19 protein-coding genes and 2 rRNA genes (1 of these 21 only partly in view) are annotated in these 25,004 nt (G+C 61.2%); 9 read left to right on the forward strand and 12 right to left on the reverse strand.

All coding sequences use genetic code 11. The annotated features are described in order from the left end of the window. Window positions 1-577, forward strand: a 23S ribosomal RNA gene (locus ACA065_RS10375); it begins 2,315 nt to the left of the window's first position. A 154-nt stretch (window positions 578-731) separates the two neighbouring features. Beyond that, window positions 732-847, forward strand: a 5S ribosomal RNA gene (rrf, locus tag ACA065_RS10380). Window positions 848-972: 125 nt separating this feature from the next. On the opposite strand, the gene ACA065_RS10385 is transcribed toward rrf, so the two are convergent. Beyond that, entirely contained in the window at window positions 973-1,863 is an 891-nt protein-coding gene (locus ACA065_RS10385) for a LysR family transcriptional regulator (protein ID WP_497694409.1), read from the reverse strand. A gap of 102 nt (window positions 1,864-1,965) precedes the next feature. On the opposite strand from ACA065_RS10385, the gene ACA065_RS10390 reads away from it, so the two are divergent. Both ACA065_RS10390 and mrdA read left to right on the forward strand, forming a co-directional pair. Then, window positions 1,966-3,381, forward strand: a complete 1,416-nt coding sequence (locus ACA065_RS10390) for an aldehyde dehydrogenase family protein (protein ID WP_497694410.1) — start codon at window positions 1,966-1,968, stop codon at window positions 3,379-3,381. A gap of 134 nt (window positions 3,382-3,515) precedes the next feature. Beyond that, complete coding sequence (gene mrdA, locus ACA065_RS10395) at window positions 3,516-5,408, forward strand: penicillin-binding protein 2 (protein WP_497694411.1); 1,893 nt, start codon at window positions 3,516-3,518, stop codon at window positions 5,406-5,408. Window position 5,409: 1 nt separating this feature from the next. Here the strand turns inward: mrdA and ACA065_RS10400 are convergent, their stop codons facing one another. Further along, window positions 5,410-5,811, reverse strand: coding sequence for a GFA family protein (locus ACA065_RS10400; RefSeq protein WP_497694412.1), 402 nt, complete (start codon window positions 5,809-5,811; stop codon window positions 5,410-5,412). A 96-nt stretch (window positions 5,812-5,907) separates the two neighbouring features. Between ACA065_RS10400 and ACA065_RS10405 the strand changes: the two genes are divergently transcribed. Continuing rightward, window positions 5,908-6,375, forward strand: coding sequence for an SRPBCC family protein (locus tag ACA065_RS10405; protein ID WP_497694413.1), 468 nt, complete (start codon window positions 5,908-5,910; stop codon window positions 6,373-6,375). Between the two features lie 69 nt (window positions 6,376-6,444). Here the strand turns inward: ACA065_RS10405 and ACA065_RS10410 are convergent, their stop codons facing one another. After that, complete coding sequence (locus ACA065_RS10410; protein ID WP_497694414.1) at window positions 6,445-8,679, reverse strand: TonB-dependent receptor; 2,235 nt, start codon at window positions 8,677-8,679, stop codon at window positions 6,445-6,447. Window positions 8,680-8,896: 217 nt separating this feature from the next. Between ACA065_RS10410 and ACA065_RS10415 the strand changes: the two genes are divergently transcribed. From ACA065_RS10415 to ACA065_RS10430, 4 genes are all read left to right on the forward strand, one after another. Beyond that, a complete protein-coding gene (locus ACA065_RS10415; protein WP_497694415.1) occupies window positions 8,897-11,254 on the forward strand; it encodes a DNA polymerase II in 2,358 nt (785 codons plus the stop codon). A gap of 73 nt (window positions 11,255-11,327) precedes the next feature. Beyond that, complete coding sequence (locus tag ACA065_RS10420; protein WP_497694416.1) at window positions 11,328-11,906, forward strand: GNAT family N-acetyltransferase; 579 nt, start codon at window positions 11,328-11,330, stop codon at window positions 11,904-11,906. Between the two features lie 13 nt (window positions 11,907-11,919). Further along, window positions 11,920-12,552, forward strand: a complete 633-nt coding sequence (locus ACA065_RS10425) for a glutathione S-transferase N-terminal domain-containing protein (protein WP_497694417.1) — start codon at window positions 11,920-11,922, stop codon at window positions 12,550-12,552. Window positions 12,553-12,716: 164 nt separating this feature from the next. Continuing rightward, window positions 12,717-13,295 (forward strand): DUF4174 domain-containing protein, encoded by a 579-nt coding sequence (locus ACA065_RS10430; RefSeq protein WP_497694418.1) that lies wholly within the window; start codon window positions 12,717-12,719, stop codon window positions 13,293-13,295. A 166-nt stretch (window positions 13,296-13,461) separates the two neighbouring features. Here ACA065_RS10430 and ACA065_RS10435 read toward each other — a convergent pair whose 3' ends face one another. The 9 genes from ACA065_RS10435 to ACA065_RS10475 are packed head-to-tail and all read right to left on the reverse strand — an operon-like array spanning window position 13,462 to window position 24,992. Then, a complete protein-coding gene (locus ACA065_RS10435) occupies window positions 13,462-14,517 on the reverse strand; it encodes an acyltransferase family protein (protein WP_497694419.1) in 1,056 nt (351 codons plus the stop codon). Window positions 14,518-14,539: 22 nt separating this feature from the next. Continuing rightward, the gene (locus tag ACA065_RS10440; protein ID WP_497694420.1) at window positions 14,540-15,949 is read right to left on the reverse strand and encodes a lipid II flippase MurJ; all 1,410 of its coding nucleotides are present in this window, start codon (window positions 15,947-15,949) and stop codon (window positions 14,540-14,542) included. Between the two features lie 2 nt (window positions 15,950-15,951). After that, window positions 15,952-17,385 carry an O-antigen ligase family protein gene (locus tag ACA065_RS10445; protein WP_497694421.1) on the reverse strand — a complete coding sequence of 478 codons (1,434 nt, stop codon included), beginning with the start codon at window positions 17,383-17,385 and terminating at the stop codon, window positions 15,952-15,954. After that, the gene (locus ACA065_RS10450) at window positions 17,382-18,485 is read right to left on the reverse strand and encodes a glycosyltransferase family 4 protein (protein ID WP_497694422.1); all 1,104 of its coding nucleotides are present in this window, start codon (window positions 18,483-18,485) and stop codon (window positions 17,382-17,384) included. Before ACA065_RS10450 ends, ACA065_RS10445 begins: the two co-directional genes overlap by 4 nt. After that, window positions 18,476-19,693: a glycosyltransferase family 4 protein gene (locus ACA065_RS10455; protein WP_497694423.1), complete on the reverse strand. Its 1,218-nt coding sequence runs from the start codon at window positions 19,691-19,693 to the stop codon at window positions 18,476-18,478. The genes ACA065_RS10450 and ACA065_RS10455 overlap by 10 nt, the downstream gene beginning before the upstream one ends. 8 nt (window positions 19,694-19,701) lie before the next feature. Continuing rightward, window positions 19,702-21,030, reverse strand: coding sequence for a GH39 family glycosyl hydrolase (locus tag ACA065_RS10460; protein ID WP_497694424.1), 1,329 nt, complete (start codon window positions 21,028-21,030; stop codon window positions 19,702-19,704). Beyond that, entirely contained in the window at window positions 21,020-22,210 is a 1,191-nt protein-coding gene (locus ACA065_RS10465; protein WP_497694425.1) for a glycosyltransferase, read from the reverse strand. Before ACA065_RS10465 ends, ACA065_RS10460 begins: the two co-directional genes overlap by 11 nt. Then, a complete protein-coding gene (locus ACA065_RS10470; RefSeq protein ID WP_497694426.1) occupies window positions 22,210-24,201 on the reverse strand; it encodes a GumC family protein in 1,992 nt (663 codons plus the stop codon). The genes ACA065_RS10465 and ACA065_RS10470 overlap by 1 nt, the downstream gene beginning before the upstream one ends. A 14-nt stretch (window positions 24,202-24,215) precedes the next feature. Continuing rightward, window positions 24,216-24,992 (reverse strand): polysaccharide biosynthesis/export family protein, encoded by a 777-nt coding sequence (locus ACA065_RS10475; RefSeq protein ID WP_497694427.1) that lies wholly within the window; start codon window positions 24,990-24,992, stop codon window positions 24,216-24,218. Between the last annotated feature and the right edge of the window lie 12 nt (window positions 24,993-25,004).

Raw genomic sequence — 25,004 nt, forward strand, 5'->3', positions numbered from 1 at the left:
AAGGCAAAAGCGCGCTTGACTGCGAGACAGACACGTCGAGCAGGTACGAAAGTAGGTCTTAGTGATCCGGTGGTTCTGTATGGAAGGGCCATCGCTCAACGGATAAAAGGTACTCCGGGGATAACAGGCTGATACCGCCCAAGAGTTCATATCGACGGCGGTGTTTGGCACCTCGATGTCGGCTCATCACATCCTGGGGCTGAAGCCGGTCCCAAGGGTATGGCTGTTCGCCATTTAAAGTGGTACGCGAGCTGGGTTTAGAACGTCGTGAGACAGTTCGGTCCCTATCTGCCGTGGACGTTTGAGATTTGAGAGGGGCTGCTCCTAGTACGAGAGGACCGGAGTGGACGAACCTCTGGTGTTCCGGTTGTCACGCCAGTGGCATTGCCGGGTAGCTATGTTCGGAATAGATAACCGCTGAAAGCATCTAAGCGGGAAACTAGCCTCAAGATGAGATCTCACTGGGACCTTGAGTCCCCTGAAGGGCCGTCGAAGACTACGACGTTGATAGGTTGGGTGTGTAAGCGCTGTGAGGCGTTGAGCTAACCAATACTAATTGCCCGTGAGGCTTGACCATATAACACCCAAGCAATTTGTGAACTCGAAAGAGGCCAGATTGCGGTGTGTGAAGACGATAGAACCGAAAGTTCGACTCTTACAAACACCGAAAGCTATCACATACCCAATTTGCTGAAGCGAGGCCATCTGGTCACGACTCAGTACCCGAATTTCTTGACGACCATAGAGCATTGGAACCACCTGATCCCATCCCGAACTCAGTAGTGAAACGATGCATCGCCGATGGTAGTGTGGGGTTTCCCCATGTGAGAGTAGGTCATCGTCAAGATTAAATTCCAGAACCCCTGTTTGCTAACGCAAACAGGGGTTTTGTTTTGGGCGGTCGAAAACATGCCTATGGCCACCGCTTAATCCGGAGCGCCTCGTTTGCAGCTCCCAAACTCGCCACTTACCTCAGAACCCTCGCTCCTTGATCAGCTCAATCAACGCCCTTAACCCTGCCGGTACATGGCGCCTTCCAGGGTAGTAGAGGCGCAATGAGTCTAAAGAGGGTGTCCACTCTTCAAGCACGCGTACCAACGCCCCCGTGGTCAGGTCGGCGGCAGCATTCCACTGCGTCAAATAGGTCAGCCCCATCCCCGCCCTGGCTGCTTCAAGCATCAGTGTTGGGTTATCCAGTGTCAAAGCGCCTTGTACATCCACTGCAATGCTTTCGCCATGACGCTCAAATTCCCAACGATAGATCGACCCGCTCGGCATTCGGCTGCGGATGCATTCATGGGCGCTCAAATCCAGAGGATTTAAAGGCGTAGGGTGGCGGGCAAAGTAGGCTGGGCTTCCCAGGACGGCAAACCGCAGGGGCGGGCTGATATCAATGGCGATCATGTCCTGCGGAACGCTATCGCCAAGACGAATGCCCGCATCGAACCCTTGGGCCACAATGTCGACCAGCCGGCCTTCAGTGACGATATCCAGCTTCATCTGCGGGTAGCGCTGCATGTACTCCAACAACAACGGCATCACCTGCTTGGCGGCCCCTGCTGAGGTATTAAGCCGTAACGTGCCGCTCGGTGCAGCCTGGCTATTGCCTGCGTGTTCAAGCGCTACGCGGATAGTCGAAAGGGCAGGCGTAATGGTGCTGACAAACTCTGCACCGATCTCCGAAAGTGAAACACTACGTGTCGTACGATTGAATAACCGAACGCCCATTCGTGCTTCAAGTGCCGCAATCGAGTGGCTCAGCGCCGATGTCGACACATTCAGCTCAGACGCCGCTGCGCGAAAGCTGCGATGTCGCGCCACGGCCAGCACCGCTTCCAACTCGTTCAGTCCAGACGTGTGCATTATCCTGAATCGCTCATCAAGTCATGTTGTTTTGTGTGGATTATCAGATCAATCATAGTGGCTTACCGTAGGGCATACCAACTCAATGCCCACGGAGCCCCCATGCATCAGGTCAACCAGATCTACATTAATGGCCAATTTGTGACGCCCCACGGCGAAGAGCTTTTTGACCTGTTCAACCCCGCGACTACCGAGCGTATTGGTCAGGTTCGCCTGGCCGACGAACACGACGCAATCAACGCCATCAACGCCGCAAAATACGCGTTCGCCGAGTTTTCGCGCACTTCAAAATCTGTGCGTATCGACTATCTCAAACGCATGCACACCGCCGTTGCGTCCGTGGAAGCAGAACTCACTGAGGCCATCATCAAGGAATATGGCGCCCCCGTATCCCGTGCATTGTGGATGGCCAAGCATGCAGCGAGTGTTCTACTGGACGCCGCGACGGTGCTGAGTGACTACGACTTCACACGAAGTGTCGGTATCGCCGAGGTGACCATGCAGCCCCTCGGTGTTGCCGGCCTCATCACGCCCTGGAACAGCAACGCTGGCTTTATCTGCGGCAAACTCGCTGCTGCATTGGCGGCCGGCTGCACTGCCGTGATTAAACCGAGCGAGATGAGTGCCATCCAAACCTCTATCGTCACACGCGCTCTTCACGAAGCAGGACTGCCACCTGGAGTCTTCAACATTGTTACCGGGCGTGGCGAAACAGTCGGTGTTGTATTAAGTACGCACCCCGACATTGCCAAAGTCTCATTCACCGGCTCTACCGCCGTAGGCAAGCAGATCCTGCGCGCCGGCGCAGAAACGTTGAAGCGCATCACCTTGGAATTAGGCGGCAAGTCGCCGGTAGTGATACTCGATGATGCTGACCTGAAAACGGCCGTACCCATGGCGCTCCAGGCCGGGTTCATGAACAGTGGCCAGGCCTGTATTGCCGGCACGCGTATGTTGGTGCCCGCTCAGCGCTTGGCAGAGGTAGAAGCGCTGGTCGTCGAAGAGGTCGCCCATATTCTGGCGGGCGACCCCAATGACCCTGCCACCAGCATTGGCCCGATGGTCAGCCTCAAGCAGTGGCAGCGGGTGCAGCGATACATTCAGATCGGCGCCGAGGAGGGCGCGCACCTACTCACGGGTGGCCCCGGTTTGCCTGCAGGCGTTGGCGCTGGTTGGTTCGTCAAACCGACTGTCTTCAGCCATGTCACCAACCAGATGACCCTCGCCCGCGAGGAAATATTTGGCCCTGTTCTGTCGATCATCACCTACAACGATGAAGAGGAAGCGCTGGCCATTGCCAACGACACGCCCTACGGTCTCCAGGCTTATATTCTGAGCTCTAATCTAGACAGGGCCCGCGCACTCGCCACACGCATCGACGCTGGCCGCGTGCTGATCAACACGTTGGCCCACGAGCCTCGCGCGCCCTTCGGCGGTTTTAAACAGTCAGGCATTGGTCGCGAGTACGGCACTTTCGGATTGGAGGCTTTTCTGGAGCCTAAATCGGTCCTCGCCTGACAAAACAGCATGCCGCTGGGGAAATCGATGCAAAGTGTTTCTGCATTTTTGGTATGGTGCAGCACATTTTCACAAGGATTGATCTTTTATCCGCAGGACGCGGCGTCGACCTTATTCAACGAGATGCTGTAGAAATGCCTGAACCGATACCGATCAAGGATCACGAAAAAGAAAACCGCCTGGTCAACAAGCGCCTGCTTGCCTGTGCGCTGTTGGTCATCGGCATCACCTGCGCGCTGGTGGGCCGTATGTATTTCCTGCAAGTGGTGCAGTACGACTACCACTCCACAATTTCTGAAAACAACCGGGTCCATGTACTGCCTATTACGCCAACACGCGGGTTGATCTATGACCGCAACGGCGTGGTATTGGCCGACAACCGTCCCAGTTACAACCTGACCATCACTCGCGAGCGCACCACCGATCTCAAGGGTGAGCTGGACGCTATCGTCAACCTGTTGCACCTGCCCGCCGAAGATCGCGCAGTGTTTGACAAGGCGCTGAAGCAGGCGCGTCATCCTTTCGTGCCCGTGACGTTGTTCTACGAATTGACCGAGGAACAGATCGCCGTACTGGCGGTTAACGAATTCCGCCTGCCCGGTGTAGACGTCGAGCCGCAATTCGTCCGCCATTACCCGCTGGGCGCGCACTTCGCCCACTCGATTGGCTATGTCGGTCGCATCAACGAAAAAGAATCCAAGACCCTAGACTCCGTGGAGTATCGCGGTACGCAGTCCATCGGCAAGACCGGCATCGAGCGTTTCTACGAGTCGGAGTTGCACGGCCACGTGGGCTATGAAGAGGTCGAGACCAACGCCCAGGGGCGTGTACTGCGCGTGCTCAAGCACACCGACCCGATCCCCGGCAAAAACATCGTCCTGAGCCTGGACGTCAAACTGCAGGAAGCGGCGGAAGAGGCCTTGGGCGATCGCCGTGGTTCGGTCGTCGCCCTCGACCCGCAAACCGGTGAAGTACTGGCGATGGTCAGCAAGCCGAGCTTTGACCCGAACCTGTTCGTTACCGGCATCAGCTTCAAGGAATACGCGGCGCTGCATGACTCCATCGACCGTCCGCTGTTCAACCGCGTGCTGCGCGGGCTCTACGCGCCGGGTTCGACCATTAAGCCGGAAGTCGCCATCGCCGGTCTCGACAGCGGTGTGGTCACCGCACAAACCCGCGTGTTCGACCCCGGTTACTACCAGTTGCCCGATTTTGACCACAAGTACCGCAACTGGAACCACAGCGGCGACGGCTGGGTGGACATGGACGCCGCCATCATGCGTTCCAACGACACCTACTTCTACGACCTGGCCCACAAGCTGGGCATCGACAGGTTGCACGACTACTTGGCCGAGTTTGGGCTGGGCCAGAAAGTCTCCCTCGACATGTTCGAAGAGTCAGCCGGCCTGATGCCCTCTCAGGCCTGGAAGCGCGCGACACGGCGCCAGCCGTGGTTCCCGGGCGAAACCGTGATCCTCGGCATCGGGCAGGGCTACATGCAAGTCACGCCGTTGCAGTTGGCCCAGGCCACCGCATTGATTGCCAACAAGGGCGTGTGGAACCGGCCGCACTTGGCCAAGACCATCAACGGCGTGCCACCGGTAGATGAAAACCCGATGCCCAACGTGGTCCTCAAGGACCCGCGTGATTGGGAACAGGTTAACCACGGCATGCAACTCGTGATGCATGACCCGCGTGGTATTGCCCGCGCAGCGGCGCTCGGCGCGCAATACCGCATCGCCGGCAAGAGTGGTACGGCGCAAGTGGTCGCGATCAAGCAGGGCGAGCGTTACAACCGTAACAAGACCCTGGAACGCCATCGTGACAACGCGCTGTTTGTCGGCTTCGCGCCGGCTGAACACCCCAAAATCGTGATCTCGGTGATGATCGAAAACGGCGAGGCCGGTGGCCGTGTGGCAGGCCCCGTGGTGCGGCAAATCATGGACGCCTGGCTACTCGACCAGGAAGGCCACCTGAAGCCGCAATACGCGACCCCGGCCAAAGCCCCCGGAGACCCGCACGTCTAAGTCAGACCTTCCACTCGTCCCAGTGCTCTACGCCTTCATAGGCAAGCCAGGGCACATTGTGGGCCACCCAGATGTGCGAGGTGGGCCGTACGCCCGGATCATCATCCAGCGTCGCCACCCGCACAATCACATGGGGTTGATGCCCACGCTCGGCCATCAGGTGTGAGCCGCAGCGCGAGCAGAAATGTCGGCGTTTGCCCGGTGAAGACTCAAACGATGACAGCAGCGCCTCGCCCTGTGTCCAGCGAAAATGCTCACGCATCACCCCGGCCGTGCTCACAAACGCCGCTGCATGCGCTTTGCGGCAGCTGCCGCAGTGGCAATGGCTGATGGGCATGTCCAGGCTGTCCACTTGGTAACGCACGGCTTTGCACAAGCAACTTCCATTCAACGGGTCAGTCATAAAAGTATTGCCTGATCAAGGATGGGCTCATCATCGCGCACAACCCAAGGTTGCGCATTGGTCGATGTCGCCTACTGTCAATGGAGGAGGTGACTTATGCACGTATTAGATCGCATCGAACGAAAAGTCTTGCTCAATGCTTCACGTAAACAGGTGTGGGAAGCACTCACTGATGCCGAGCAATTCGGCACATGGTTCGGCATCGCCCTCAAGGGCAAACACTTTGCTGCAGGCGAAACCATCAAGGCGCAGATTACCTACCCAGGCTACGAACATGTGGTGTGGAACGCCAAGATTGAACGCATCCTGCCGCAGACGCTGTTCTCTTTCTGGTGGCATCCTTATGCGGTCGAAGAGGGTGGCGACTACGACAGCGAAACCCCGACCCTGGTGGAGTTCACCATTGAGGATCGCGCGCCAGGCATTCTGCTGCGGGTGGTTGAGTCCGGTTTTGACGGGGTGCCTGTGGCCCGACGCCAGAAAGCCTTCAAGATGAATTCCCGAGGCTGGGATGAGCAAATGAGCAACATCGAAACCTATCTGGGCGAGGCCCGTCGCGCCTGAGCCAAACGGGCATCTTGATGATGCCCGTTATCAAAATACTCAGTCGTCTATTGCTGGTCGATGACGTCTTTAGAAATCCACCGTCGCCGACAGCTTCGCCACACGAGGATCGCCTTGGGTCAGGTAGCCACCCAGCGCCGATTGCCAGTACTGGGTGTTGGCGACGTTCTCCACCGTGGCGCCCAAGGTTACATCCCGCTGGGCGACCTTGAAGTTGTAGCGTGCGCCCACATCGAAGCGGTTCCAGGCCGGCAGGCTCAGGTTGTTGGCGGCATCGGCGTACTGGCCGCCAGTGCGCAACATGCGCCCGTTGAGGGTCACGCCTTGTAGACCCGGCACATCCCAATCCACGCCGGCGTTGAGTTGGAATGAAGGTACGCCGATGGCGCGGTTGCCGTCGTTGGCGCCGTTTTGGGTGCCGTTGACCTCGGTGTGAATGATCGTCGCGCCGCCCAGCAGACGCAGGCCGACAATCGGCTCACCGAACACGTTCAGCTCCACGCCTTTGTTGACTTGCTCACCCTGGAATACAAAGGTTGCGCTTTGATCGGCGTTCAGTTGCGAGAAGCCCTGAGTCGGTTGCTCGATTCGGTACACGCCCAACGTTGCCCCGTAGCTGCCCATATCAAGCTTCACGCCCGCCTCGGTCTGTTTCGAGCGCGCCGGTGCGAAGGTCTGATTGGCGTTGGTGACTTTGGCGCTGCCGAGGAAGGTTGGTGCGGTCGGCCCGGAGGCGAGGCCTTCAATGTGGTTGGCGTAGAACGACACATGGTCCCACGGCTTGAATACCAGCCCATACGCCGGCGTGGTGATGCCCTTGGCATAGTTGGCGGTACGTTCACCGGTTCCGTATGCATAACCCTGAACGACCAGTTCCTGACGACGCAGGCCGGCCGTGAACAGCAACCGATCATCCATGAACCCGAAGGTGTCCGAGATCGCGGCGCTGCGGGCGATGGTCTTGGCGGTGATGCCTGGGTCGTTCAGGTCGCTGCCGGAAGTGAAGCCTCCCTTGGCCGGTGCGCTCACATCTGCCGGGTTATAGATATTCGTCGGCTGGCTGCCGGAAGCAAAGTCAAAGGCGTTGCGGGTTTGGGTCCAGATGCCGGTCAGGCCCAGGTTCAACCTGTGGCTGACAGCGCCGGTCTGGAAATTACCGTTGAGGCCGGCCATAAGGCTGGTGTTATCTTCCTGATGCGCGATATTCGAGCCGCTGACCGTGGCATTGCCCAGCGAGTCGATCAAGGTAACCGACGAATAACGCCCGATTTCATTGGTGTGCTTTGCGCCGCCAGCGATATAGGCGGTCCAGTTATCATTGAGGTCGTACTCGCCGCGCAACATGCCGAAGGTGTCTTCAAGGCTGGTGGTGCCCCAGTTCGGCGCGTAGTTGGTGTCGGCGGACGGAGCGCTGGGAAGATGGGTCAGCCCATTGCCGAGCAATACCGTATTGCGCCCGCCGTTGACCTGTTGTTTCTGATAAACAAAATCACCGGACAAACGCAGCGCATCACCGCGATAATCCAGGCCGACTGCAAACAGCTTGGAGCGCTGGTTTTCATCGTCGACCGCAGTATCACCTTCGCGTTGGGACAGGTTCACCCGTGCGCCAAATTGGTTGTCTTCACCAAACCGCTGGCCGATGTCGAGGTGTTCGCCAACCCGGCCATCACTGCTGATATCCGTGCTGAAGCGGCGCAGCGGCACATCATCGGCGCGTTTGGGTTGCAGGTTCACGCCGCCACCAATGCCCGAGCCGCCAGGCGTTACACCGTTGATAAACGCGTTGGGGCCCTTGAACACTTCAACCCGTTCCAGAGCGTCGGTGGACATGATCTGACGCGGCAGGATGCCGTACAAACCGTTGAATGAAATATCGTCGCCATTGAGCGGCAGACCACGAATCACAAAGGCTTGAGCTTGGTTGCCGTAGCCCGATGCCTGGCGCACGGATGAATCATTGAGCAGCACATCGCCGACGTTTTCCGCCTGCTGGTCGCGAATCAATTTTTCGGTGTAGGAGGACATGCTGAACGGCACATCCATGATGTCCTGGTTACCCAGCACACCCAATTGCCCGCCGCGTGCAACCTGGCCGCCGGCGTACACCGGGGGCAGGGCGTTCGGCGCGGGCGCTTCGGCGTTGATACTAGTGGCACCCAATTGCAGTGTGCTGCCGTCTTGACGGTTATTCGCATCCTGCGGGGTGGCTGGGGTTGCGGCGTGAGCGGCAAGGCTCAGGGAGCAGCAAAGGGCGAGCAGGGTCGGGCGAAACGGCACAGACAGTCGGGTGCAGGTGGGCATGGTCGATCCAGACGGCGAACCGTCAATGTGAGGAAAAGGGCAACAACGTTGCGCGTCCTCACTGCGCGGATACGACTCCGGCGCGAATGATAGTGATTGTTATTAATATTCTGCAACAATTTTGTGAGATTGTGGTCTGCGTGCGCCTTAACGTGCCGCGTTTGCCCGGATGCCGAGTAGAATCGCGCCCTGAAAGCGATTCCTGAGGTGTGGCACGGTGGATTTACAGCAGGGTTTTGTCCTGACCCGGCATTGGCGCGACACGGCGACGGGTACGGAAGTCAGTTTCTGGCTGGCGACCGACCAAGGCCCAAGGTGTGTGCGCCTACCTGTGCAAACCTCGGTGATGTTTATTCCCGAGGTCTATCGCAAGCCGCTGGGCTGGCTACTCAAGGGCGAACGCGATATCGAACTGCGCACGCTGCAGCTGTGCGATTTCCATCACCGCCCGGTGATGGGCCTCTACACCCGCCAGCACCGTCAGTTGATGGACCTGGAAAAGCGCCTGCGCGCCGCCGGTGTTGATGTCTATGAAGGCGACGTGCGCCCGCCCGAGCGCTACATGATGGAGCGTTTTATCACCGCCCCAGTCTGGTTTGGCGGCACCGCCGATGCCAGCGGGACCTTGATCGACGCGCAGATGAAACCCGCGCCCGACTACCGCCCGCCGCTGAAGCTGGTGTCCCTGGACATCGAGACCACCGCCCAGGGCGATCTGTACTCCATCGCCCTGGAAGGCTGCGGCGAGCGTCAGGTGTACATGCTCGGCCCTCCGAACAAAACCTGCGCGGTGGATTTCAAGCTCGACTATTGCGACACCCGCGCGCAACTGCTCGAGCGCCTCAACCAATGGCTAGCCACCCATGACCCCGACGCGATCATCGGCTGGAATGTGGTGCAGTTCGACCTGCGTGTTCTCCACGAACACGCCCAGCGCCTCAACGTGCCGCTGCTGTTGGGCCGTGGCGGTGAAGCCATGGCCTGGCGTGAACACGGCAGCCGCAATCACTACTTCGCGGCGGCGGCGGGGCGCCTGATTATCGACGGCATCGAAGCCCTGCGCTCGGCGACCTGGAGCTTCGAATCCTTCAGCCTGGAAAACGTCGCGCAAACCCTGCTCGGCGAAGGCAAGGACATCTCCACGCCGTACCAGCGCATGGACGAAATCAACCGTATGTTCGCCGAGGACAAGCCCGCCCTGGCGCGCTATAACCTCAAGGATTGCGAGCTGGTCACGCGGATTTTCGAGAAGACCGAGCTGCTTAAGTTCCTGCTCGAACGGGCCAGCGTCACCGGGCTGCCGGCTGATCGCAACGGCGGCTCTGTCGCGGCGTTTACCCACCTGTACATGCCGCTGATGCACCGTCAGGGTTTCGTCGCGCCGAACCTGGGCGACAAACCGCCCCAGGCCAGCCCCGGCGGTTTTGTGATGGACTCGCGTCCCGGTCTCTACGAATCGGTGTTGGTGCTCGATTACAAAAGCCTTTACCCGTCGATCATCCGCAGTTTCCTGATCGACCCCGTAGGGCTGATCGAAGGCCTCAAACACCCCGATGACAGCGACTCCGTCGAAGGCTTTCGCGGCGCGCGTTTCTCGCGAACCCGGCACTGCCTGCCGTCCATCGTTACGCGTGTCTCCGAAGGCCGCGAAGCCGCCAAGCGCGACCACAACGCGCCCCTGTCCCAGGCCCTGAAAATCATCATGAACGCCTTCTACGGCGTGCTCGGCTCCAGCGGTTGCCGGTTTTTCGACACGCGGCTGGCGTCCTCAATCACGATGCGTGGGCACCAGATCATGCGCCAGACCCGCGAGTTGGTTGAGGCCAAGGGGTATCAGGTGATCTACGGCGACACCGACTCCACCTTCGTCTGGCTCGGCAGCGCACATTCTGCAGATGACGCGAGCCGTATCGGCCGTGAACTGGTGCAGCACGTCAACGACTGGTGGCGCGCGCATTTGCACAGCGAGTACGGCCTGCAAAGCGCCCTGGAACTGCAATACGAAACCCACTTCAGCCGCTTCCTGATGCCGACCATCCGTGGTGCGGAGGAGGGCAGCAAAAAGCGTTACGCCGGCTTGGTCGTGCGCGCCGATGGCAGCGAAGACATGATCTACAAAGGCCTGGAAACCGTGCGCAGCGACTGGTCGCCGCTGGCCCGGCAGTTCCAGCAGGAACTCTACCAGCGTATCTTCCATCGCCAGCCCCATCAGGACTATGTGCGCGACTACGTGCGCAGAACCTTAAGTGGTGAACTCGACGACCTGCTGATCTACCGCAAACGCCTGCGCCGCCAACTGGACGACTACGAACGCAACGTGCCGCCACATGTGCGCGCCGCGCGCCTGGCGGATGAATACAACGACCGCCTGGGACGCCCGCGCCAGTACCAGCGCGGCGGCTGGATCAGCTACGTGATCAGCCTCAACGGCCCGGAGCCGCTGGAAGTGCGGCAGGCGCCGATCGACTACGACCACTACGTGACGCGGCAACTGCAACCAGTGGCCGATGCGATTCTGCCCTTCGTCAATGATGATTTCGCCACCCTGGTTGGCGGGCAAATGGGCCTGTTCTAAAACGCTTGCCTGGAGGGGATGCGAGCCTGCACTCTTGGCCTCTGATGACCACCCTCAGACGGCGCAGCTCTCCATGACTCAGATCATTTTGACCGGTACGCAAGTCGAACTCCAACCCCTGCAGCGAGAGCACGCGAGCGCCTTGCTCACCGCCGCCGCCGACGGCGAACTGTGGAACCTCAAAGTCACCCACGTGCCAGGCCCGGACACCGTCGACACCTACATCGACACTGCATTGGCAGGGCGCGACGCCGGCAGCGTCATCCCGTTTACCATCGTGCGCAAAGGCAGCGGTCAGGTGGTCGGCAGTACGCGCTTCTGGAAGGTCGACCGGGTCAATCGCAAACTGGAAATCGGCCACACCTGGTTGGCGCAATCCACACAAAAATCTGCGATCAACACTGAAGCCAAGCTGTTGCTGCTGACCTACGCCTTCGAAGTCCTCGACTGTGTGCGTGTGCAATTCACCACCGACGAACTCAACGACAAATCCCGCGCCGCCATCCTGCGCCTCGGCGCCGTGCAAGAAGGCACCGTGCGCCACGAACGCATCATGCCTGACGGGCGCAAGCGCAACTCGGTGCGCTTCAGCATCATCGATTCAGAGTGGCCGCAGGTGAAGGCCAACTTGCAGGCCAAATTGCTGCGATAAGGAGGCAACGCCCATGTACACGCTTTACGGTATTGATGAATCCGGCTCTTGCATGATCGAAATCGCCCTGCAGCGTTGCGCGGTGCCGTGGCGGCGCATAGACGCCAGTTCCTGGGAAGACAGCGAGGGCAGCGAAGCGTTGGCGCGCATCAACCCACTCAAACAGATTCCCACGCTGGTCACGCCCGACGGCCAGGTGCTGACCGAGAGCGCCGCGATTCTGATCCACCTGGGCCTGGAGTTTCCCGCCTCGGCGCTGCTGGCCGGCAACCGTGCACAGATCCTGCGCGGCCTGGTGTACATCGCCGCCAACTGCTACTCGGCCATCGGCATCATCGACTACCCGCAACGCTGGCTGGGCAACGCGGATGAAGCGGTGCAAACGCAATTGACCACCGGTACGCGGCGCTATCTGCATCATGCCTGGGTGGTGTTCGCCCAGCAGTTCGCTGACCAGTTGTTCGCCCCGAATGATGTGCCGAATGCACTGGGCATCATGGCCGCGGCGGTGTCGCGCTGGGACGCGGCGCGGGACGTGTTGAACGACCTGGCGCCAGGGTTTGCCCAGACCCTGGCGCAGGTGGATGCCGACCCTGTCGTGGCCCCTGTGTTTGCTCGGCATTGGCCGGAGTGGGGCGTCGGGTAATGTTTCTGCAATCAGAAGAAACAATCACCGTAGTGCGTGTCCAACCCCTTGCGTAGCAGGCTTCCTGACCTACGCTTCTTAACGAGGTGTAGGAATCATCCTTGAAATTGACTGTCGCAGACATGAAACTCAAGAACCCTGCATGGAATTCAAAGGAGGTGCGCATGCTCATCCGGTCGCTGACCCTGGCTACCTTGATGGCTTTTACGGGGCCGCTGTTGGCCGCGGATGATATCAACCCACTCAAGCAGGATTTTGGCAAATCCCGCCCGCTGGTAGTGGTGGAACTTGATTCCGGCAACGAAACATTGGCGACCCTCAAGAAACAGCTGGACGAGCCTGCCAACAAGCAGTCCTTTGAAGAGCGCAACATGGTGTTCTACACCGTGAGGTTCGGCAGCATCGGTGCCGAAGGGGAGAAGTTCGCCAAGGACGCAAAAGACAACAAGAAGCTCACGCCGCCCGAAACCAACGCGTTGATCCGTGCCCTGAAGTTAGGCGCCGGCAGCGGCACCAAGGTGATCCTGGTGGGCAAGGATGGCGAGAAGAAAGTCGAGAAGACCGTGCCACCGGATACCCTCGACCTGAAGGATTTTTTCAGTGCCATCGACCAGATGCCCATGGCTGAAAAAGAACTCGCCGCCCCTGCGGAGCCGGAGCCTGCCGCGCCAGCCAAAGGTGCTAAAGCGGCCAAGCCTGCAAAAGCCGGCAGCAAGGCAGCCCCTGCGCAACTCGATGATTGAACATACGTAACCCCTGTGGGAGCGGGCTTGCTGTGGCGAGCAAGCTGGCTTGCGCTGGGGTGCGAAGCGCCCCACCAAAAAGCCGGCTCCAGCTTCGCTGTCGAACGGGACGGTGCGACGATTCGCCAAGCTCCCTCGCCACAGCAAGCCCGTTCCCACAAAAGGTTTAGCGTTGCTCTGAAGTTTTGGGCGCTTTACGCACCGGAAACGGAAAGTAGAAAAACCGCAAAACCGCCACCCGCTTGATCACTTCCCCGATCAGCAGCGGCACCACCACCGCGATCACCAGCCCCACACACGCCGCCACGAATGGATGCAAGCCCAGGCGCTCCATCAAGTCAACGCTCTTGTGCTGGATTTCCCCATGGAAAATCAACAGGATCAGGGTCGACTGGCCGATGTAGGTCATCACTCGGGTGAGTCGTGCGGACACCATCAGCACCCGTGCCAGTGCCCAGCACGCGTATACGCCGATCACCGCCAGCAGGCTGGTCCACAGCCAGCCGTCGTAGCGGCGTTGCGCCAGATCCATGGTGTCCCAGGTGGGAATGAACACCGCCGCAAATAACAGGATCGCGACCAGGCACGTCAGCCACGATCCTGAGTGAGTGCGCAGCCAATCGCGCATCAGGTAGCCGACAATGAAGTAGGTGCTGCTGATCAAGGTGATATCCAGGCTGAACGGCAGGCCTGGCAGAACCCAAGTGCGCCCGCCGACCGTCACCGGCAATTGCCAGAACAGCGGCAGCAGCCAAATCCCGAGCAGCAATTGCCCCGCTATCAGCAGGCCGCTCACCCACAGCGACAGCTTCAGGCGCTGGATCAACCGCAGCATCACCCAACTGAACGCAATCGCGACCCAAAAGTGTGGCAGGAACCACATGGCCTGCCATGGAATGGTGTCCACCGAGGCATACAGCACGCCGCCGATGTCCGGCAGCAGCGGCTGCCCGCGCAGCACGGCGCGCACGCTCACGTACACCAGCAAGGTGAAGAAAAACGGCTTGAGCAGGCCGTCGGCCTTGCGTATCGCCATTTCTACAAACGGTTGCTCGGGTTTGAAAAACACCCCGGAGAGGAAAAAGAACAACGGCAGGATGAACGAAGCGAGGATCGGATACAGCAGGTCCGGCGAGGTGGCGACGAACCAACTGTGGGCAAACACGATCACCAGAATGCCGATGCCTTTGGCGATGTCCATTTGAATCCAACGATGTTTCATCTGACGGTTCCCGATCGATCGTTCATGCCTTGCGCCACGGCTTCAGCCACAGCCCCATGCCCAGCAACACCACGGCGCCGGCCAGGGTGCTCAGCCCCAATTGCAGCCAAACGCCTTGAATTCGAAACAGCACCAGCGCCGCCAACCCCATGACCATCGCACTGAGCAGCCACTGCCGCGCCCACGGCAGGGCAGCGAGCAACTGTTGGCGCTGCATCAGCAGCAACGCTGTGCAGATAACCCCCGCCAGCGCGGCCAGTGGAATACCCGCCAGGCCAAACACAAAGGGCAGGGCGCCCAGCAACAGCACATTGACCAGGCTGCCGAGCAGTTCACAACGCAGCGGCTGGCGCGTGTCGCCAGCCGCGTAGGCATAGCGCGCGAGCAACGCGTTCCAGGCGCCGAACACCAACGGCACGGCAAACCAGGCCAGCAGCAATGGCAACGGCGAGTCTGCCGATTGTTTGGGCAGCAGCAATGCCACCAAACTCGGTGCGGCTGCCACCAGCCCGACACCGGCCGGCAAGGTCAGTACGCTGGCGGTTTCCAGGCCGCGCTTGAGTAGCGCCAGGCGCTCATCGCCCTGGCGGCGGCTCATCATGCCCAGCAGCACCTGGTTGAGGCTCATCAGCGCAATCAGCGGCAGATTCATCAGCTTGCGGGCGAGGTTGACCCAGGTCACCGCGCCTTCACCCAGCAGCGACGCCACCAGCCGCTCGATCAATGCCAGCCCTTGGCTGGCGCCGTTGCTCAACAGCAGGGGGCCGATGCGCTGGCCAAGTTCGCGCAGCGGTGTGAACGTCAGCTGCCAGCGCCACGGCCGCCAGCCCTGGCGCCAGATCGACGGCAGCAACGCCAGCGGCATCAACAGGCTGCCGGCGAGGCACGCCAGGGCGAGGGAATGTGGCTGGGTCGCGGTGCCGGCCAGCGCCAGATAGGTCACTGGCGGCAGGTTGAACAGCAGCGAACCCAGCCCCGCCAGCACAAAACGCTCACTGGCCTGCAGCGGGATGCTGAACAGCGCATGCAGCATCAGCCCCGGCACGCACCAGGCGACAATCTGCAAGTTGCTACTGGCAAGCGCCGTGGCGTTGGCCGCCAGGCCTGGGCCGAGCAACTGCACCAGCCACGGGGCCAACAGCGTCAGCAACAGGCTGGTGACCAGCGCGATCAGCAGCAACGCCGGGAACAACACCGCCAACCAGTCCAGGCGCTCACCGCCTTTGCGTTGCAGGTACAGCGGCAGCGCGGCGGCGCTGAGTACGCCACCGGCCAACGACATGCGCAACGCTTCGGGCAAAAACAACGCGATCAGGAACGCGTCACTGCGCTCACCCGCGCCCCAGGCCGCCACCAGCAACCACTCACGGGCAAACCCCAGGCACAGGCCGAGCAAGGTTGCCAGGGTCAGCCAGACGGCGGAGCCGAGCATGGTTAAGGCCGTGCGCCGTCAAGGATCGGCTTGCGAAAAGCCACGGCCTTGACCTGCGGCAGGCGCGCCGCAAACAGCCGCCGTGCCTCCAGCACATTGAGGCCAACCATCAACCAAAACAGCGCCACCATCACCACGGCAAAGCTGAAGTAGTGGTCAAACAGCCCGCTCACCAATGCCGCGAGAATCCCGGCGGTGGTGCCCAGCCACAACGCGTTGTCCTTGGTCAGGCGGATCGGGCCTTTTTCCGGGCGCGCTTCACGCCACCAGCGCACGGTGACGGCAACAAACAGCAACATGCCGACGAGGCCGGTCTTGTAGATGAAGTTCAGCCACAAATTGGAGATCCCCAGGAAGTGCGTGCCCGGCACCGGTGGGTCGACCTTGAAGCCGATACCGAACGGGTACGCCGCCATGGCCTGCGGGAACATGCGGTATTCATCGAAGCGCACTTCGGTGCTGGCGTTGTCCGACGAAAAAATCGTCGCCAGGCGGTCCTGCAACGGTGGGTAGGCCATCACCAGCGCCACGGTCAGCGCCGCGCCGATCATCAACAGCCGCCCGGTGTACGGCACACGCCGCGTGGCCATCCAGATCAGCACCAGCGCCAGGCTCACCATCGCGCCACGGCTACTGGCCAACAGCAACGCGGCAGCGCCCAGGCACGCTACGCCCAGGCCCAACGCGCGCTTCCAGCCTTGCTCGGTCATGCCGTAGCAGAACGCCAACGGCAGCAGCAGCGCCATGATCCCGCCGATGGCATTCGGGTGCATCCACGGCGAGCCCATGCGCGAGGACATCGCCTCCAGGCCGAATTTCAACATGTCAAAGTTGCCGTAATTGAACACGGCCAGGATCGGTGCAATGCCGGCCCCCGAACGGGTGCGCACAAACACCGCAATCGACAGCACCAGCATTGCCAGGGTGCCCAGCAGCAAAGCGACCACCAGCGCTTCGCGTTGCTTGTAGTCGGTCAGCAACTTGGCACACAGGAACACCGCCGACAGGCTCAGCAACCAGCGCAGCCAGTTGGCCACGCCGCTGGTGTCGGCGTGGATGGTGACTTGGCCGACAATAAACGGGAACGCGCTGAACAGCATCAGCCATAGCAGCATCTGGTCGGTGGGGCGGCGTGAAAGGCTCGGTGTGTCGGGCACGCGCGCCAGAAAGCTGTGCCACAGCACGGCGCCCCAGGTCAGCGCGAGGATGGCTTCACTCACCGTGCTGCGAATGCCCAGGTTGACGGTCGAGTAGGGCATGAAGGTCGCGATCCCGGCGAACAGCAGCAAGCCCCAGAGCGGGAAGCGCAGAATGGTTACCGCGGCGGCCAGGCCGATCACGGCGAGGAATGCCTTGGCCGGTGACAGCAGCAAGGCGAGTGCTCCAAATAACAGGCCGAAGAGGATCGCGACGAGGCTGGCCAGGGAAAGTCTCATTTAAGTTCCTCGATCAGTTCGGCCAGGCGGTGGCGATAGGCTTGATGGTTAAAGCGTTGCGCCCATAGCTTGCGTTGCTCGGGTGATTCTTCCGTTGGGCGACCCACCAGATCGAGCATCAATTGCACCAGTGCCGGGCCATCGGTGGGCGAAAAACGCGGAGCCGACGGCGGGGTGATTTCATCCAGCGAGGTGCCGCTGGCCACGGCGACCGGCGTGCCGACACTCAGGGCTTCGATCACCGGCAAACCAAACCCCTCGGCATAAGAGGGCTGCCACAGGCGCGAGGCCTGGCGGTACAACGCGTGAAGCTCGGCATCCGACACGCCACTCAAGGCACGAACCCCCGGCAGGCCGCGCTGGGCTTCGGGCAAATGCTCAAGGCTGCCCACCAGCACCAGCTCCGGCACGCTGGGTGACAGGCTGCGCGCCTGCTGCCAGGCGTCCACCAGGAACGGCACGTTCTTGCGCAACTCACGGGTGCCTACCAACAACCAATAGCGCTCGGGCAGTTGGCGTGCGCTGAGGTCCGCCGCCAGTTCGATAAACCCATCCACCTGGTTGGGCAGCACCCGAATCTTGCCCGCCGCCTTGGGAAACAGCCGCGCGGTTTCATCAAAGCTGAACTGCGAAGGCGTCCACACCCGGTCGGCGCTGTTTACCGCGTAAGCAATCGACAGCCGATCACTGGTCTTGTAGATCAGCGCTTTCAAACGGTTGGCGTGGTAGTTGTCCAGGGTGATCTGGAACAGGTCGTGCAACAGCACCACGGTGCGCAACCCTTTGGGTTTGGGCGGCAGCGGCAGGCCCATGTTGAAGGTGCTGATGTACAGGTCGATCTGTTGCTCACGCAATGCGCGCGGTAAAAACCCCGCTTCAAAACGCAGGCGATTCTGCGGCTGGTGCATCGCGGTTTTCGCACAACCCCAGGCCGGGCACTGCGCCTGCAAGCGGGTTTCGTCACCCAGGGGCGCCACGGTAAACCGCGTGAGCTCCACATTTGGCAGGGTGCGCAGGGCACTTTCCAGCGCGTACACCTGGCGGCTGATCCCCGATTGCGGCGAGGTGCCGACGGTGCGGTAATCCAGGCCTATACGCATGCGGGCTCCTTTTGATTGAGCGGCGCGAGCGTCGCATACACCCTTTCGAGCTGGCTGGCCGCGACGCTCCAGTCATGGGCGCGGCGCACATACGCGCGGCCCGCTTCGCCCATGGGCGCGGCAGCTTCGGGAAATTGCAGCAGGCGCACCACGGCGTCCGCCAGGCTGGCGGCGGTTTGCCCGCCGAGATAGTCCAGGCCTTCAATCAGGTCCAGGCCTGACACACCTTGCTCGGTACTCGCCAAGGGCAGCCCGGCCGCCAGCGCTTCGAGCACTTTCAATTTTGAGCCGCCACCATGGCGCAGCGGCGCCAGAAACACCGAGCAGCTCGATTGCAGACTCAACAGGTTCGGCACAAACCCTTGCCACTCAATGCGCGGGTCTTGCCAGCGTTCACGCCAACTGGCGGGCATGCCGAAGCCGCACACGCTCATGCGCGCCTCGGGGCAGCGCTCCCAGACTTTGGGCAGGATTTCATCCAGGGCCCACTCGATGGCGTCCACGTTGGGCGCGTATTCATAGTTGCCGAGAAACAACACACGGCGTGTTGACGGGTCGGGATGGGCGGCGGCGAAGTGATCGCAGTCCACCCCATTGACCACCACCGGTACCGGTTTGCCGGCGATCTTTGCCAGCACCTGCGCGTCGCTGTCGGTGACCGCCACCACCTGCGCCGCTTGGCGCATCACACGGTGTTCCCAGCGAGCGTAGCGCCATTGATCGTAGCGAATGAACGGCAGCGCCCAGCGTGGCAGGCGATCATAAGTGGCCGCGCCCAGCGCCGATTCAACGTTGTGTTCGGTCAGCACGAACGGCTGGGATTGGCGCGCCAGCGCGTCTTCGTACGGCTGGAACGTGTAGGTGTGCTCGATCTGCACCACGTCCCAATGTTCTTTGAGCAATTGATTGAAGGTGTCCTGCAGCGCCCCCGACAGGCCGTTGACGCTGGCCAGCAGCGGGTAGGGCGCAAACAGCCCGGCCACCAGGGTTTTCAGGCTGCGCAGCGGGCGGCGTGGCAGGATGATCAGTTGCTCAACAAAGGCCTCCAGCACCTGGCGATCGGTCAACGACACCGGGTGCTTGTCATGCAACAGCAAGGTGATGCGATGCCCGCGCGCGGCCAGGCTGCGCAGCAAATGGAATTGGCGCGTCTTGCCGCCGCTGGTGGCGGGCCAGGGCGAATAGGGCAGTATCCATAAAATGCGCATGGCGGGCTTCAATCCCATAACAGAATTTGCAGGTTCGACTTGACCGGCACGGTCAGCCCATTGGTGCCGCTGACCGGGGTTTGCGTGCCGCGCAGCGGGTCGTACAGGGTGGCGCTGGCCAGGCCCGGCAAGTGCGCGTTACCGCCTTCGGCCGACCAGAAGAACCACAATTTGTGGCCGTCGGCGCGGGTCCAGCCGATGCTGAACAGGCCGTCGGGCAATTGGTCGGCGGTGGGCGGGTCGCCGGGTGTGAGTTGCGGCCCACTGACGTCGAGAAAGTTCTTCAAGGCGGTGTAGACCGGCTTGGGGTTGGCGTCGATGTCGAGCAAGCCATAGAACTGGTCACGCACGCTGGCGCGCTGGTCGAGGTCGCTCAAGGTGAACAGGAAGATCTTGTCGTAATCCATCGCGCTCATCAGGGCCACGCGGCGCACCACGTAATCGGCCTGGCCCTGCAGGGTGATCAAATCCTGGGCGTCTTTTGGCCCTGGGTAAGTGGACCAGCCCCACTCGGTGCTCCACAGCGTTTGTACGCCACCGTTGCGCAGTGCCTTGTTGAGGGCGGTGGTCTTGGCAATAAAGTCCAGGTTGGAAGGGTCGTTGCCTTCGGGCAATTGGGTGTAAGGGTGGTAGGAAATGGTGGTGTTCAGGCTGGCCACACCGAGGGCGCCAAGGGCGTCGAACATGGTTTGGCCATTCGGCATTTCGCTGAAAAAAGCCATGCCGGCCGCGACCACCGGTTTGTTCGGGTCCACCGCGCGCAACGCGCCAGCGGTGGTGGTCAGCAGGCTGGCATAGCCGGCCGGGTCGGCCACCGGGCGCCAAAAGCCTAGCAGGTTAGGTTCGTTCCACACCTGCCAGGCATTGACGCTGGGGTAGCGCTGCGACAACAGCGCCATGCGGTTGGCGAACACGTTCGGGTCTTTGGGCGGGTACTGGTCCTGATACGGCGCACCGGCCGGCGCCGTGGTGGCGAAGGGCGCCGAGCCGACCAGGTAGAACACCGACTTGAGCTGGTTGGTTTGCAGGTTGCCGACCAATTGATCCAGTGTGGCGATCTGGTACTGGTTCTGCGCAGGTTCCAGCTGATCCCAATGCAAATCCAGGCGTACCCATTCCAGGCCCAGCGCCTTGAGGTGGTTGATCTGCAGTTGATAGAGCGCGGGGCTGAACCACAGAAACTGCGCGTTCACCCCCAGAAAGTCCTTCCATACCACCACCTTGTTGCCCTTGAGCACGTGGTTCTCGGCGTCGGCCTGACGGCCCCACAGGAAAGCCGTCAGGCCAAGCGCCGCGACTACCGCAAGCGTGGCAAACCAGGTCCGTTTACGTGCCATGGGGAGCTCCTGCAATCGCCTCTTCAAAGAGTTGCTTGAACTTCTGCGCGGTCAACGGCCACAGGCGTTCGCGACCAATTTCCCCGGCGCGTTCGGCCCAGTCCCGGACCAACAATGGGGTGCGCGCCAGGCGCAGCAGTTGTTCGCTCAAGGCTGCTACATCGCCTTGTGGATAGATCGCGCCATTGCCGCTGGCGACTTCTTCGGCAAACGCACGCGCGTCCGAAGTGATCGCCCCGCGCCCGCACGCAGCGGCCCAGGACAGCGCGCCGCTGGTGCCGCGCTGACGCCCCAGCAGGCCGAGTTTTTTCGATTCGCGGTACGGCAGCACCATCACATGGTGTGCCTGGATCGTCTGTGCAATCTCGCTGGCTGGCAGGTTCAGCCGCCAGTCGATAACGCCTGCCAGGCCGAGTTCCGCGATCTGGCTGTTCAACTGCTCGAGGTAATTGCCGCCCGCACCAAACGCCATTTCGGCGGCAGTGCCACCGGCCAGGGTCAGGCGTACACGGTCACGCAATTCGGGGGCTTGCCTGAAGACGTCGGCCAACGCCTGCAACAGGTCTTCAATGCCTTTGCCACGGTAGATAAAACCGAAATACAGCAGGTGCAAGGTGCCCAGCGCCGGTAGTGGCGCGGGAGGAATGGCCAGGTTGGCGTGGTTGATCACCGCCACTTTGCCGGCCGGCAGTTGCATGCGTTGGCTGAGGCACTCGGCACCCAGGCGGGTGAGGGTGATCAGCCGGGTCAGGCCTTGGGCGACGTGACGCTCTTCGCGCAATGTCAGCGGGTCGGCCAACACCACCGCGGCCTGGGGTAGCGGGCTGGGCAAGCGTTCCAGCAGGTTAAGCGGAAAGGGCAGGTGTTCGCGCCGCCAGACGATGCGTTCCGGGTCATGCACGGTGGCTGTCAGCGGCAGCGTGGGGTGCGCCTTGCGCAACTCGCGCAGGGCCAGGAATTCCCCCAGCCGCCCACCGCCCAGCTCGGCGTGGACCAGGTCCACGCTGTGCCAGTCAAACCCGGTGATCGCCTGCTTGATCGCTTCGGTGCTGCCTTGCACGCCGCTCAACGGTGTCGCCACCGTCACGCCCAGCTGCTCCAAGGCCGTCTTGAAATGGTTCGCATAGTCGGCGATCCCGTTTTTCTCTGGCGGCAAAGGCGCGAGCAGGGCGATGCGCATCAGAACGCCCCCCGGTACTTGGCGATGGTTTTAAGCACCTTGGCCGGCACTTCGAATTTGCGCCGGTTAATGATGATGCCGTCCACCTTGCCGAACGCAGTGTTGAGGATCGACAGCGCGTGTTCCACCACCGGCACCGTACTTTTTTGCGCTTCCACCACCAGCGCGATCAGGTCGGCGCGGCGCAGGTTGATAAACGCATCGCGGTTGTCCAGCAGCGCCGACGCATCCAGCAGCACCACTTCGCCCGGGGCGGCAGGTTCAGCGCCGCCGACCCGCACGGTGGTGCCGTTTTCTTGCAGCAGTTGGCGCAGTTGCTCGACCACAAAGGTCACGCCTTCGCCGTGGCGCGCCGAGGTCAACCCGAGAGTCAGGCCTTGTGCGGCAACGCGGTCCAGCTGCAGCAAACCGTACAGCCGGTAAATACTCGCATTAAAGGCGTTGGTGCCCTGGGCGGTGCTGGTGTCCAACTCCGGCAAGGTGGTCCACAGCGGCAGGCCGAACTTGCGTTCCACCAGGCCGCCATCGTGAATGCGCTGGTCCAGCAAGTAGCACAGGTAGATCACCAGCAAGCCGACGACGATCGCGAACGGGATCGCCAATACCAGCATCACCAGGGTTTTGGGGAAGATGCGGCCTGGGTTCAGGGTGGCTTCTTCAATCACGGCAATGTTGCTGATCTGGCTGTTATCCAGCTCACGGTCGATGCGCGATTTCTCCAGGTTGTCCACATACAGCGCGTAGTTGCGCTCGGTGGTGCTCAGCTCGCGGGAAAGGCGCGCCAACTCCGGTTCAATCTCCAGGGCTTGCTTGCGTTGCGCTTCGAGGTTCACCAGTTGCTTGTGTTGTTGCACCAACTGAGTACGCAAGGCCAGGTTGTTGCTCGACTCATCCAGCAGCACGCGCTGCAAGTGGATTTCCAGGGTGTTCGGCGCGCGGTTTTCCGAGCTTTGCACCGTATTGCTTTCACCCGCGACCTGGGCCTGCATCGCACGGATAGACGCGTCCAGGGCTTTGACCGGCGGCGCGTTGTCGGTGTAGGTGCGCATCATGTCGGCTTTTTCCAGCAGCTTCTGGTTAAGCAGGCGACGCAAGTCCTGCTGCTGCGGGTTCAGCGCAATCTGGCGAACCGTGGTCACTTCCTTGGGCTGGGTCTTGAGCTGGTTGCGCGTGCTGTCGATGGCACTGTCGGACGAAGCGATCAGGCGGGTGGTGTTGAACGTCTCGCCGCGCAGCACGTTGATGCGCTCGGACAAGTCCTCCAGGCGATCGGTAATGCTCGCCGCGCCGATTTCATTCAGGTGTGTGAGGATCTGCTGCTTGTAGCGCTTGATCTCATTGGCGCTGGTGTTGACCTGGCCTTCATAGAACGCGTAGAGGCTCTTGCGGCCCAGCGCCTGTGTGCGTTCGTTGATGTATGTCTCGACCCAGTCCTTGACCACCGCCTGGGCAATTTCCGGGTCGCCCCACTTGAAGCTGATATCCATCACCGTAGAGCCGACGGCGTGGCTGACCTCAAAGCTTTTCTCCAGGTTGGCGGCGAGACGCTCCACCGGCGTGGTTTTTTCGACGATGCCGACGGTTTCCAGCACCACGCGGATACCCTCGAACACCGCGCCGACACCGGCCTTGATGTAGTGCTTGGTGCGCTTCCAGAAGCCTTCCGGCGGCGGCGCGTTGTCGATCATTTCCAGGTAATGCTCAGCCACTGCGCGCACAATCGGGCGACCGGTCAGCAAGCGTTCCTCGTCGACAATCGGGTCGCGTTGGGTGCTGGGCATCACCAGCGCCTGGCGGTTGCTGATCTCGATGGGCAAGGTCGAATCGCGCCCTGGCTTGACCAGCAGGCGCGCGGTGGATTCGTACTTGGCCGGCAGCAAAAAGGCGCCCAGCAAAATGATCACCAACGCCGCGATGGCCGCCAGTTTGAACTCGTGCCGGAAGATGAAAAACAGGCGCAGAAGATCACGAAAAGAACGGATCTCGATCATGGGATGTCGCTCCTTTAGTTATTGCCGCCGCTGGTTCTGGTGTAGTTGTAGCCAACCCCAATGGACTTGGTGAACGGGATCAGTTGGTTCAAGTAGGTATCCACCCCTTGGATGCGCTCGCCCACATTGGATTTGGGTACGAACACCACGTCACCGCGTTGCAGGCGCACCGGTTTTCGCCCATTCGGACCGGGTTTGAGGTATTGGCTGAAGTCCAGGAAGTAGGCGTGATAGGCGCCCTGGGCATCTTCGCGCAGCAGCGCGACCATGCTGGCATTGCCCGACGGGTTCACGCCGCCGGCGCCGACAATGGCTTGCTCCAGGGTGTTGGCCGTGCCCAGTTGCACTGCCGTCGGGTTATTCACCGCGCCGCCGACGATCACCGAGTTGCCCGGCGCCTGGTTGATATTCACGGTGACCCGTGGTTCGCGGTACACCGGCGCGAGCTTGTTGCTCAGCTCGGTCGCGAGGTCCGATGGCTGGCGCCCGGCGACCTGGATCGGGCCCAGGAACGGGTAGTTGATCTTGCCGTCAGTCTGCACTGTGTACAGCGTGAGCTCGTAGATGGTGCTGACGTTAAACGCCGACAGCGTCGGCATCTCCCCGGCATCGCGCACGATACGCAACTGGTCGCCGATGCGGATGCGTTCCACCGCCGGCGGCAATTGCGCCAGCTGGTCGAGGGCGCGCTTGCCGTCTTCCACGGTCTGGTCGTCCGGCGGGACGATGCGCGCTGGCGTATTGCAGGCGGCCAAGGCCATCATGGCCAGGAGGAGCACGGTTTTTTTCATAAAGGGGGACTT

Source organism: Pseudomonas sp. LBUM1640 (assembly GCF_059716225.1).